Raw genomic sequence first — 11,448 nt, forward strand, 5'->3', positions numbered from 1 at the left:
CAACTCCTAATTAAAAAATTCAAATTCATATCCACAGATAAATACAGAGTCGCCTTCTTCTATACCTAACTCTATCAATCTATCAATTATACCTTTTTTCTTTAAAGTATCTTGGAAATATCTCAGTGAATCAAAATCATCCATATAGGTTGATTGCATCAATCTCTCGATGCTCTTGCCTTCTACAATAAATTTCCCGTTTTCTTTGTATACCAATACTTTATCTTCTTCAATTAAGTCTTCTTCGATAAATTCTTCGTCAAAGGTATCATAATTGACAGGAATTTTACTTAATGTGTCCCAAATGCCATATAGTAATTTATCTATGCCTTTATTGGCGGCTGCTGAAATTTCAAACACTTTGATGCCTTTTGGTTCAAATTCAGCTTTAATCTCTTCTATCCAATCATGAGAAGATGGAATATCAATTTTATTAGCTGCGATAATTTGAACTTTATCCTTTAGTTTTTCACTATACTGGAATAATTCCTCGTTAATTTTATAATAATCTTCTATTGGATTTCTTCCTTCACTACCTGAAGCATCAAGAACATGTACCAATACTCTAGTTCTCTCAACATGTCTTAGAAAATCATGTCCTAAACCAACTCCAGCTGAAGCTCCTTCTATAAGCCCTGGAATATCAGCTACAATGAAACTTTTATCTTCGCTTAATCTGACAACACCCAAATTAGGTTTTAGAGTAGTAAAATGATAATTTGCTATTTTGGGTTTTGCTTTAGATATAACAGATAGTAAGGTTGATTTTCCTACATTGGGATACCCTATAAGTCCAACATCGGCTAGTAGTTTAAGTTCTAGAATAATATTTCTTTCTTCCCCTAAAGTTCCTGGCTCAGCAAAGCCTGGTGCTTGTCTAGTAGAAGTTGCAAACTTAGCATTGCCCCTTCCTCCTCTACCGCCTTTTGCTATAACATAACTTTCTCCAGGTCGCTTTAAATCGACTATTACTTTTCCCGTATTTTCATCTTTTACAATAGTCCCAACAGGTACTTTTAATACAACATCTTCTCCATCTTTCCCGTATTGTTTTTTAGTTCTTCCGTCTTCTCCATTTTGACCATAGTAAGACCTTTTGTATCGATAATCCATCAGTGTCCTAATGCCTTCATCAGCTACTAGTATTACAGACCCGCCTTTCCCTCCATCTCCTCCGTATGGACCTCCAGAAGGCTCGTATTTTTCTCTTCTCCACGCAACAGCTCCGTTGCCGCCTTTTCCCGCTTTCACATATATTTTTGCTACATCTATAAACATACACATCATCCTCATAAAATATTTATTTTGTTAAAAATTTAAGCTTACCAACTGGTAAGCTTAAAATTAGGCTAGTTTAGGCTAGTTCTTCACGAGGATATACACTAACTTGTTTCTTATCTCTGCCTTTTCTTTCGAATTTAACAACGCCATCTACTGTTGCAAATAAAGTGTCATCTCCACCTTTTCCTACATTGTTCCCTGGATGTATTTTTGTGCCTCTTTGTCTGACAAGAATATTTCCTGCCAACACAAATTGGCCGTCAGCTCTTTTTACTCCAAGTCTTTTAGATTCGCTATCCCTGCCGTTTTTAGAACTACCTACTCCTTTTTTTGACGAAAACAACTGTAAATTCAATTTAATCATTTAATCCACCTCCTCGAACTCAATGGATATATATTCATCATATTCTTCGTTTAATAGTCTGATTCCAGTTAGAAATGTTTTAAATATAATTTGCGCATCCTGTAAATGTAAAGAATCAATATTATCTTTGAGCATTACATACATATATCCTTCTTCGTCCTCTATATTATAGTATATTGAAGATATATCAATATTAATAACTTCTATTAGAGAATTTAGGGCAGTATAACTTAATGTCGATACGCCTGCGCATACTATATCTTGGCCATATGGTTTGTATTCTGCATGCCCTTTAACTTCATATCCACAAATTATGCTATTTTTTCTAAATAGTTTAACTATAATCATATTATCCTACGATCTTTTCAATTTGTACTTTAGTAAATGGTTGTCTATGACCATGTTTTCTTCTTTCATTCTTTTTAGCTTTATATTTGTAAACAATTATCTTTTTTTGTTTACCATGATCTAATATTTTTCCTTCAACTTTAGCACCTTCTACAAAAGGTTTACCTGCTACAAGGCCATTCTCATTAGATAACAATAGCACTTTATCGAAACTAACAGTTTCTCCTTCTTCTGCATGAAGTTTTTCTACATAAACAATATCGCCTTCTTGGACTTTATATTGTTTACCACCTGTTTCAATTATCGCGTACATTCGTGCACCTCCTCTTACCCAGACTCGCCAATGTCAGGTGACTATGCTTTAAACCCACATTGAGCGGCTTACCACCTTGTCAGTTTAGCAAAAAATGAAATAATTGTCAAGCTGGATTTTTAAACTGTTATAAATATTCTATGATAATGTTATATTAAATTTATTCTGATAAAATGACAGTATGAGAAGGGAGATTTTTAATATGACCCAAAAGGAAATAACAAGACTTAGGGTTATTAATCAAACTATTGATGGTGTATTAACTATTCGTGAAGCTGCTGAGCTTTTAAACCTAGAATAAAACTTTATACTTTATATATGACATTTTCACTGACTATTGACACACCAAAAATAAAAAAAATCATTCCCATCTATTTAAATATTTTCGCAGTTGATTCTTGTCCTCTTTCTCCAAATCAGATTCTCCAGCTAGTGATTCTAAATGATGAGTAAATTCATGTAATAGAGTTTCTTTTAACTTATCTCGAATAAATTCATTAGTACAATTTGGATAAACTTTCTCAAAGGAACCGTAGTATATTCTAATGTGTCTTCCAGTAATGCTTCTATGGTATTCTCCTAAAACATAAAGAGGAGATTCTTTCTTGCTCATCTTATGAAACTTAAATTCAGGCAACAGTACTATTCCCTCATTTAGGTCTTTAAAGAATTCCTTTGGGATTTCTAAAGATATCTCATCAAGAATATCATTTACCTCTTCAATGCTTGGAAAACCTGCCATATTTTCTTCCTCACTTATGTATTAATAATTATACTAAATTTAATACTAAACTTTAGATTTATCAAAGGGCATTCAATGAATAACTTTGAATGCCCAAAACCCAAATATCATTTTAAATTAGATCCACTTGATCCTAATACATTCTTAATTTTATGTTGAACCATTCCTTTTATTGCTTCTCTAGCAGGTCCTAAATACTTTCTTGGATCAAATTCTGAAGGATTCTCATATAAAAATTTTCTTATAGCTGCAGTCATAGCAAGTCTTAAATCAGTATCTATGTTAATTTTAGCTACATTCATGCTTGCTGCTTTTCTTAACATTTCTTCAGGTACTCCTTGAGCACCTGGGATGTTTCCACCATACTTGTTGCAAAGCTCAACGAACTCAGGAAGAACTGTCGATGCTCCGTGAAGAACTAGTGGAGTATTAGGCAATTTCTTGCCGATAATTTCCAATCTTTCAAAATCCAATTTTGGTTCCCCTTTGAATTTATAGGCACCATGACTTGTGCCAATAGCTACAGCAAGGGAATCTACTCCTGTTCTTTCAACAAATTCAACTGCTTCATCTGGATCAGTGTAAGTGGCATCTTCTTTTTTAACATTTACAGCATCTTCAACACCTGCTAATCTACCTAATTCAGCTTCTACTACTACTCCATGAGCATGTGCATAGTCAACTACTTCTTTAGTTATTCTTACGTTTTCTTCAAAAGGATAATGTGAAGCATCTATCATAACTGAAGTAAATCCATCTGCAATACATTGCTTAACGATTTCAAAATTTTCTCCATGATCTAGATGTAAAACAATATCTAATCCGCTGTCTTCTACGGCTGCTTCAACTAATTTCCTTAGATAAATAGAGTTTGCGTATTTTCTAGCTCCTGCAGAAACTTGTAATATTATTGCAGACTGTTCTTCTTTTGCAGCTTCTACAATGCCTTGTATAATCTCCATGTTGTTAACATTAAAAGCTCCAATAGCATAACCTCCTGCTTGAGCTTTCTTAAACATTTCAGTCGATGTTACTAATGCCATATTCTTCACTCCTTTAATTTAATTATTTTTATTATACCCAATAAATCTAGTAAAAATACAATTTACTATTATTATAGTATCACATTAAAAATATATTGCCACAATAGATTCGCAAAATTAATTTATAAATAATATTGCCACTCCTAAAACAGATATGATCGCACCTATTATTTCCCTTGAAGAAATTTTTTCATTAAATATTCTCTTTGAAAAGGGAATTATGGTTATCGGAGTAATAGACGTGATAGTTGAAGAAATTCCTGCAGTAATATATTTCAAAGATACTAGTGATAGACTAACTCCAATAAATGGCCCAAAGAATGCTCCCAATGCAGTATATCTAATTGCCTGCTTATCTTTAAAAGCATTTTTTAATTGAATAAATCCTCCGCTGAATATCGCAAATATTATAAAACTGAGAAATCCTCCAATTATTCTAATTTGAGTAGCTGCAAAAACATTTAAGCCTTCTATTCCTACTTTACTTAGTATAAGCCCAAAGGCTTGACCAAATGCACCAATAAAAGCAAATAATAACCCTTTAATTGAATACTTTACTTTCATTTTTTCATCATTTACATCTTTACTAAGTATCACAATTGATATTCCTAATAATGTAAGCATCATCCCAAAAAAATCCTTTATAGATATGTATTCACCAAAGAGAATATACTCAAGTAATGCTGTCAACGGTGGGCTTGTTGCCATCATAAGCATTGAAACCCTGACGCCAATCTCAATATAGGCTTTTAGCATGAAAAAATCTCCTATGAAAAATCCTACAAAACCTGACATCATTAAATATACCCAATTTTTAAGGCTTGCATCAATAGGAAAAATAATACCACGAGTTATTAAAACTGCTATACTCAAAAAAGCAAAGCCAAAGATCAATTTTAAAAAATTAGTACTAAAACTGCCAATTCTAGGAGATGATTTCCCTAGAAAAATACCTACTAAAGTCCAGCTTAATGCAGTTCCTAATGCTGATAATTGCCCAATGATATCCATTTTAGACCTCTATTGTTAATATTTTTCAAATGCTCTAAGAAGTATAATTACAGCTTCTTGCCTTGTTGTATTATCTGATGGATTTAATCTCCCATTACTGCCTTTAATTATACCTTCGTTATACATAAATAAAAAGCTATTAAGAGCATACTTCGATATTTTCTCATCTGTTTTTATTGTTTTATAATTTGGTTTAATGCTTGGATTAGTCAATTTAATCAGTCTCTCTACCATTACTGCAATATCTTCCCTTGTAATAGGATGCGTTGGGCGAAAAGTTTTATCTGGATATCCTTTCACTATCCCTAAATTATATGCTTTCAGTATTTCAATATTATTTACATCTTTAAATGGATTTGTTCCATAAATTGCTGTAGTAGAAAGTTTATTTTCATAATACCTTACAGCCAACTCGCAAAATTCTTCTCTTGATATCATTTCCTCCATATCAGATGAAATTCTATTTGTAATTAAATTATATTTCATGGCTTTGTCTAACTCTTTAATTGCCCATGAGCTTGCGTAATTATAAGGATAAATTAATCCTATGACTGCATGAGGACTATAATTTCCATAATATGTGTAACTTCCTAAAATATCTTTTAAATTTACGCCATACCTAATTTTGAAATTATAAGAAGTACTAGATAAATCATTATAATTACAGTCGAGTTTTAAACTAGATAATTTAATATTTACTTCAGCATATCCATCCTTATTTATGATGACATCCGAATATTTATAATTTAAATTCCTTGAGGCTACGTAGTTTCCATTTCTAACATATACATTCACTTGGTAAAAAATATTCTTATTCCCAATTTGATTTATGTATTGATTTAATAATGTATCATTTTTCCATTTCAGTTTAATTTGTAAATCATTTGTGTTTTGAACAGTTGCAGATAAGGATTTAGCTTTCCCTATGCTTAAAGAACTTGCATTTGATATCGTTGAGAACGATATGTTAAAAATAATAAGAAATATCATTAATAAATAAAATGTTTTTTTCAACTCATACCTCCATTTATTTTATTGCCAATGTAATATCATTATTATATCATTTAATGGATATTCAATAAAGAATTCATGATATCTATTTAATTTTTAACAGAATTGATCAAAAATTTAATAGTGAATAAATGATTACAATCACCAATTGGATTGTAAAATTGGAAATAAAAATAGAGGCAAGATTTCTTGCCTCTATTTTTATTTTATTTATTGTAGAATTCTAGAACTTTATCCCAATTAATTACATTAAACCAGGCATCAATATAATCTGCTCTTTTGTTTTGATATTTTAGATAATAAGCATGTTCCCAAACATCAATGCCGAGAATTGGTTTTAATCCATCTGTTATTGGATTATCTTGGTTTGGTGTAGAAACAATTTTCAATTTCCCTTCATCGACTACTAACCATGCCCATCCACTACCAAATCTTCCAAGTGCTGCTTTCTTAAATTCTTCTTTAAATTTGTCAAATCCACCAAATGTCTCATTTATTTTTTCAGCAAGTTCACCTTTTGGTTCTCCTCCTGCATTTGGTGCCATCATTTGCCAAAACATTGTGTGATTCAGGTGCCCTCCTCCATTGTTTCTTACAGCAGTCTTAATTTCATCTGGCAATGTGTTTAATGAAGCAATTAAATCTTCAATTGGCATATCTTTATATTCATCTCTTCCTTCAAGTGCTTTGTTTAGATTGTCAATATAAGTTTGATGATGTTTAGTATAATGAATTTCCATAGTTCTAGCATCGATGAATGGCTCTAAAGCATCATAACTATAATTTAATTCTGGTAATTTGTAACTCATTTAAAATCACTCCTTATATATTAATATATTATTGTCTATTAACTTTTTACCCAACTTTCTAATTGATAAACATTATCATTTGGAAAAATAAAAATACTCTCAGTTTAATGTCACTTGCATCCAATCAACCAACATTTATACTGAAAGTATTATTTTTATATACTTATTTATTCTATAGGCTTCAATTTTGCTGTGAAGTGTCTAAGAACTGGAGGTTCCCAAATAATTTTATATCCCTTAATGCTGTCCTTTCTTTCTTTAATTGATATAAGGGCGTCCACAACTACATCTAAATGTGATCTAGTATATACTCTTCTTGGTATAGCCAATCTTGTAAATTCAAATTCTGATTCTATTTGCTCGTTTGTGTCTGGATCATTGCCCATCATAAAAGAGCCGATATCGCAACATCTTACCCCTGCTTCTATATACATTTCTACAGCTAATGCTTGTGCAGGAAATTCATAGTAAGGAATATGAGGTAATAATTTCTTAGCATCTATAAATACAGCATGCCCTCCTACTGGATATTGATATGCTATTCCCGCTTCATCAAGTCTTTCGGCCATATATTCCATTTGACCTATTCTATACTTTAAATAATCAATATCTATACCTTCTTCCAATCCAATTGCCAATGCCTCTATATCTCTTCCAGACATTCCGCCATATGAAATAAAACCTTCATATGATATAGTTCTCGCTTTAACCTGTTCAAATATAGCCTCATCATTTTTTACTCCAACTAATCCACCCATATTTACAATTGCATCTTTTTTTGCACTCATAGTGAACAAATCCGCATAACTAAACATTTCCCTAGCAATTTCCTTTATAGATTTATCTTCATAACCTTTTTCTCTCATTTTAATAAAATACGAGTTTTCTGCATATCTAGCCGCATCTATGCAAACTGGAATTTTATATTTTTTGGCTATTTGCGATGTTTCCCTTATGTTTTCCATTGACACAGGTTGTCCGCCTGCACTGTTGTTGGTAACTGTAATTATAATCAATCCAACATTTTCAGGCCCATATTGCTCAATTAGTTCAACTAACCTCTTATTGTCCATGTTTCCCTTAAAAGGATGAAAGCTAGTAGTATCTAAAGCTTCGGGTATAACACAATCGATGGCTCTTGCTCCTGATAACTCTACATGGGCTCTTGTCGTATCGAAATGCATGTTGGCAATTGCTACCTTTCCTGCTCTGAGAAAAATTGGCATTACAACTTTTTCTGCAGCTCTTCCTTGATGCACAGGTTGTATAAATTCATAGCCAAAAATATCCTTAGCATTTTCTATCAGATGTCTATAACTTCTTGAACCTGAATAAGATTCGTCCCCTTTCATAACTCCTGCCCATTGATTATCGCTCATTGCACCAGTTCCACTATCAGTTAATAAGTCTATATATACATCATCAGAATTTAAGTAAAAAACATTGTAATTAGCGTCTTTAATTTTTTTTATTCGCTCTTCTTTTGAAAGAATCTTTATTGGTTCAACCATCTTAATTTTAAAAGGTTCAGCATAGTACTTACTCATTTTTCTCCTCCTTAAAGATTTCCTCTTAACCCTATTTCATCGGCAACTTCTTTCATTCCTTCAATCGTCTCTCTAATTACCTCAATCAAATCCATTCCCAACATGTTAGCACCTTCTTCAATCACATCTCTATTTACACCTGCTGCAAATGATTTTTGATTCCATTTCTTTTTTACTGATTTTGCTTCCATATCCAATATAGATTTACTTGGTCGCATGAGAGCAGTCGCAGTTACAAGTCCTGTTAATTCATCTATTGTATATAACACAATTTCTACTTTCTCTTTTGGCTCCACATCAGTGCAAAGCTTCCAGCCATGACTTACTACAGCTCTTATATAGTCTTTTGGCCAATTCTTTTCTAAAAGTATTTTTTCAGTCATTATACAATGTTGTTCAGGATACTTGTCATAATCTAAATCATGTATTAACCCTATTACTCCCCACTTTTCTTCATCTTCACCAAATAGCCTTGCAAAATGCCTCATTACTGCCTCTACAGACAGAGCATGCTTTATTTGGCTTTCATTTTCCACATATTCAATCAATAATTTATAAGCATCTTCTCTTGTAGGTATATATTTTTCCAAAAAACCACCACCTTTTGATTGTTAATTCAATTTTACTGAATATTTAGTAATAATTCAATCTTTTTAATCTTTAAAATTAGTATATTTTTTAATCTTAAAGTAAAATTTGCTTCCTTTACCTATTTCACTCTCTACGCCGTATTCTCCATCATGTGCTATTATTATTGACTTGACCATGGACAAACCAATTCCACTACCGCTTTTCTCTCTAATATGGCTTTTCCCAGATCTATAGTATCTTTCCCAAATATAATTAATCTCATCCTTATCAATGCCCGAACCTCTATCTATCACTGATAAAATTACATTATCTTTATCCTCTTCGATTGTTATTGTGATTAATTTGTCCTCTAAAGTATAATTAATTGCATTATTGATTAGATTATAAATAACTTGTTGAATTTTGGATTTATCAGCATATACTTTTGTATATCCTGTTTTTTCTAGCATGATTCTGTAACCTTGTTCTTCAATGAAGTATTTGAATCTGTCTATAACATTCTCAGCAAGATCTGCTAAATCAAAAACCTCTAAATCTAATTTGCTAAGTCCAGCTTGTAATTTTGTCAGTTCAAGTAAATCATCTACTAATTTTGTTAACTTATCTGTCTCCTCAATTATTATATTAATATTTTTCTCTCTTTTTGCATCATCCTTACCAGATATATCTCTGATCAACTCACCGTATGATTTTATTACAGTAAGTGGTGTTTTTAAATCATGGGTCACATTGGCAAGAAAGTCCCTTCTCAATTCTTCAGATTTTGACAATTCTTTTGTTGCTATGTTTAGAGTATTTGCTAAATTACTTATTTCAGTGTATTCTCCTTTGTCAAATTCTATATCATAATTACTAAGAGCTAATTCTTTTGATAAGTCAGTTATCTTCTCAATTGGTCTAGATAATTTTCTTGATATGATTAACGAGAGACCAAACGAAAGAATTAATGCTATGAATGTTACTATAATTAGTTGATTTTTTAGAACTTTCGTCGTTGAATCAACCGGCTGAAGCATTGCATTGATATATAAAAAATAATTGCTTCCTTCTTCATTTTCTAAAATTGCCCCGTATACAATTGTTGATTCATTTAATCTTTCATCTTCTACAACATATGCAACATAGTTATTTTTAGATAAATACAATCTGCTTAAAAATTCGTTAAATAGTTTTTCATTTAACTTTGGCTGCTTTATTATATCAAAGATATCAAGTGGATAAATTAAATTCCCATATTCGTCGAGGATGTTGATGACAATCCCTTGCTTAAAGGATAATGATATTAGCTCTTCCTGAAAATCTTCTGTTTTATATTTATCAACTAAGTTGTTTCCAATCTTTGTAATTTCTTTTATTTTCATAGTTTCATAAAAGCTGTTCATAAAGACTATTTGAAGTAACCATAATAATCCTAGGATCATTAAAGCAAAAATCATAAAATATTCCCATAATTTAAAACTTAATCTATTCTTATCGATATCAATCTTCATCTTTAATCATAGCCTTCTCGTTAAATTTATAACCAACCCCTCTGATTGTTTCAATATATTCCCTGTATTTCCTTAAATTGTTTCTTAACATCTTGATATGAGTGTCTATAGTCCTATCATCTCCGTAGAAATCATAACCCCATATTTCGCTTAATAGAGTTTCTCTTTTAATGGCTTTGTTTTTATTAGTAGCTAAATAAACTAGTAAATCATATTCTTTCGGTGTTAAGCTAATTTTATCGCCATCTACGTACACCTCTCTACCAGCTAAATTAATCTCCAAACCACTAAACAATAAATTATCCTCTAAGGCATCTCTATTTGATCTTGATAATATTGCATTCACTCTAGCCATTACTTCTTTAGGAGAAAAAGGTTTTACTACATAGTCATCTATCCCTAATTCAAATCCAAATAACTTATCATATTCCTCAGATCTTGCCGAAAGCATCAAAACTGGTACATTAGATGTCTTTCTTATTTCTTTTACGGCTGAAAATCCATCTAATTTTGGCATCATTATATCCATTATGATAATCGAAAAATCATATTTTTTAGCCATCTCCATCGCTTTAAAACCATCATCCGCTTCGAACACTTCATAGCCTTCAAATTCCGCATATTCTTTTAATACTTCTCTTATCTTTTCCTCATCATCAACTATTAATATTTTGTTCATATCATCACCTATTTAATATTATAATTATCTAATTTGAAATTCATGTGAAAATTAATTGAAAATAAACTTTATAAAATTATATCATAAATGTAATTAATTTTTGCCTCGTATTTGAGAAATCTCGAAATTTACTATATCTGGCAAGTTGACTGAATATATAGACATCTTGTTAATTTATTGACAATATATTATAATATGCTAAAATAATTGCATAAATAC

General features: G+C 31.3%; 13 protein-coding genes. All 13 read right to left on the reverse strand.

Annotation, left to right across the window (positions count from 1 at the left end):
• Window positions 1-6: 6 nt before the first annotated feature.
• The 13 genes from obgE to BO51_RS07590 all read right to left on the reverse strand — a co-directional run bounded on the left by obgE (window position 7) and on the right by BO51_RS07590 (window position 11,229).
• Window positions 7-1,278 carry a GTPase ObgE gene (obgE, locus tag BO51_RS07530; RefSeq protein ID WP_496485465.1) on the reverse strand — a complete coding sequence of 424 codons (1,272 nt, stop codon included), beginning with the start codon at window positions 1,276-1,278 and terminating at the stop codon, window positions 7-9.
• A gap of 76 nt (window positions 1,279-1,354) precedes the next feature.
• On the reverse strand, window positions 1,355-1,645 hold the full coding sequence (gene rpmA / locus BO51_RS07535) for a 50S ribosomal protein L27 (RefSeq protein WP_496485467.1): 291 nt from the start codon (window positions 1,643-1,645) through the stop codon (window positions 1,355-1,357).
• Window positions 1,646-1,993 (reverse strand): ribosomal-processing cysteine protease Prp, encoded by a 348-nt coding sequence (locus BO51_RS07540; protein WP_496485468.1) that lies wholly within the window; start codon window positions 1,991-1,993, stop codon window positions 1,646-1,648.
• Window position 1,994: 1 nt separating this feature from the next.
• Complete coding sequence (gene rplU / locus BO51_RS07545) at window positions 1,995-2,306, reverse strand: 50S ribosomal protein L21 (RefSeq protein WP_496485470.1); 312 nt, start codon at window positions 2,304-2,306, stop codon at window positions 1,995-1,997.
• 361 nt (window positions 2,307-2,667) lie between these two features.
• Window positions 2,668-3,048 carry a metallopeptidase family protein gene (locus BO51_RS07550; protein ID WP_496485472.1) on the reverse strand — a complete coding sequence of 127 codons (381 nt, stop codon included), beginning with the start codon at window positions 3,046-3,048 and terminating at the stop codon, window positions 2,668-2,670.
• 107 nt (window positions 3,049-3,155) lie between these two features.
• On the reverse strand, window positions 3,156-4,091 hold the full coding sequence (gene fba / locus BO51_RS07555; RefSeq protein WP_496485474.1) for a class II fructose-1,6-bisphosphate aldolase: 936 nt from the start codon (window positions 4,089-4,091) through the stop codon (window positions 3,156-3,158).
• Between the two features lie 117 nt (window positions 4,092-4,208).
• Window positions 4,209-5,102 (reverse strand): DMT family transporter, encoded by an 894-nt coding sequence (locus BO51_RS07560; protein ID WP_496485476.1) that lies wholly within the window; start codon window positions 5,100-5,102, stop codon window positions 4,209-4,211.
• A gap of 15 nt (window positions 5,103-5,117) precedes the next feature.
• A complete protein-coding gene (locus BO51_RS07565) occupies window positions 5,118-6,116 on the reverse strand; it encodes an S-layer homology domain-containing protein (RefSeq protein WP_496485478.1) in 999 nt (332 codons plus the stop codon).
• 203 nt (window positions 6,117-6,319) lie between these two features.
• Window positions 6,320-6,922, reverse strand: a complete 603-nt coding sequence (locus tag BO51_RS07570) for a superoxide dismutase (protein ID WP_496485479.1) — start codon at window positions 6,920-6,922, stop codon at window positions 6,320-6,322.
• 167 nt (window positions 6,923-7,089) lie between these two features.
• On the reverse strand, window positions 7,090-8,469 hold the full coding sequence (locus tag BO51_RS07575; protein ID WP_496485481.1) for a tryptophanase: 1,380 nt from the start codon (window positions 8,467-8,469) through the stop codon (window positions 7,090-7,092).
• 11 nt (window positions 8,470-8,480) lie between these two features.
• Window positions 8,481-9,059 (reverse strand): HD domain-containing protein, encoded by a 579-nt coding sequence (locus BO51_RS07580; protein WP_496485483.1) that lies wholly within the window; start codon window positions 9,057-9,059, stop codon window positions 8,481-8,483.
• A gap of 63 nt (window positions 9,060-9,122) precedes the next feature.
• On the reverse strand, window positions 9,123-10,550 hold the full coding sequence (locus BO51_RS07585) for a sensor histidine kinase (RefSeq protein ID WP_496485484.1): 1,428 nt from the start codon (window positions 10,548-10,550) through the stop codon (window positions 9,123-9,125).
• Window positions 10,540-11,229 (reverse strand): response regulator transcription factor, encoded by a 690-nt coding sequence (locus BO51_RS07590; protein WP_496485486.1) that lies wholly within the window; start codon window positions 11,227-11,229, stop codon window positions 10,540-10,542. The genes BO51_RS07585 and BO51_RS07590 overlap by 11 nt, the downstream gene beginning before the upstream one ends.
• Between the last annotated feature and the right edge of the window lie 219 nt (window positions 11,230-11,448).

The sequence above is a fragment of the Soehngenia saccharolytica DSM 12858 genome, from assembly GCF_059568515.1.

Bases quoted from the DNA above. Each gene is read 5' to 3' on its own strand.
- BO51_RS07550 (WP_496485472.1), bottom strand. From the start codon at position 3,048: ATGGCAGGTTTTCCAAGCATTGAAGAGGTAAATGATATTCTTGATGAG.
- BO51_RS07585 (WP_496485484.1), bottom strand. From the start codon at position 10,550: ATGAAGATTGATATCGATAAGAATAGATTAAGTTTTAAATTATGGGAA.
- BO51_RS07570 (WP_496485479.1), bottom strand. From the start codon at position 6,922: ATGAGTTACAAATTACCAGAATTAAATTATAGTTATGATGCTTTAGAG.
- rplU (WP_496485470.1), bottom strand. From the start codon at position 2,306: ATGTACGCGATAATTGAAACAGGTGGTAAACAATATAAAGTCCAAGAA.
- rpmA (WP_496485467.1), bottom strand. From the start codon at position 1,645: ATGATTAAATTGAATTTACAGTTGTTTTCGTCAAAAAAAGGAGTAGGT.
- BO51_RS07590 (WP_496485486.1), bottom strand. From the start codon at position 11,229: ATGAACAAAATATTAATAGTTGATGATGAGGAAAAGATAAGAGAAGTA.
- BO51_RS07560 (WP_496485476.1), bottom strand. From the start codon at position 5,102: ATGGATATCATTGGGCAATTATCAGCATTAGGAACTGCATTAAGCTGG.
- fba (WP_496485474.1), bottom strand. From the start codon at position 4,091: ATGGCATTAGTAACATCGACTGAAATGTTTAAGAAAGCTCAAGCAGGA.
- obgE (WP_496485465.1), bottom strand. From the start codon at position 1,278: ATGTTTATAGATGTAGCAAAAATATATGTGAAAGCGGGAAAAGGCGGC.
- BO51_RS07540 (WP_496485468.1), bottom strand. From the start codon at position 1,993: ATGATTATAGTTAAACTATTTAGAAAAAATAGCATAATTTGTGGATAT.
- BO51_RS07575 (WP_496485481.1), bottom strand. From the start codon at position 8,469: ATGAGTAAGTACTATGCTGAACCTTTTAAAATTAAGATGGTTGAACCA.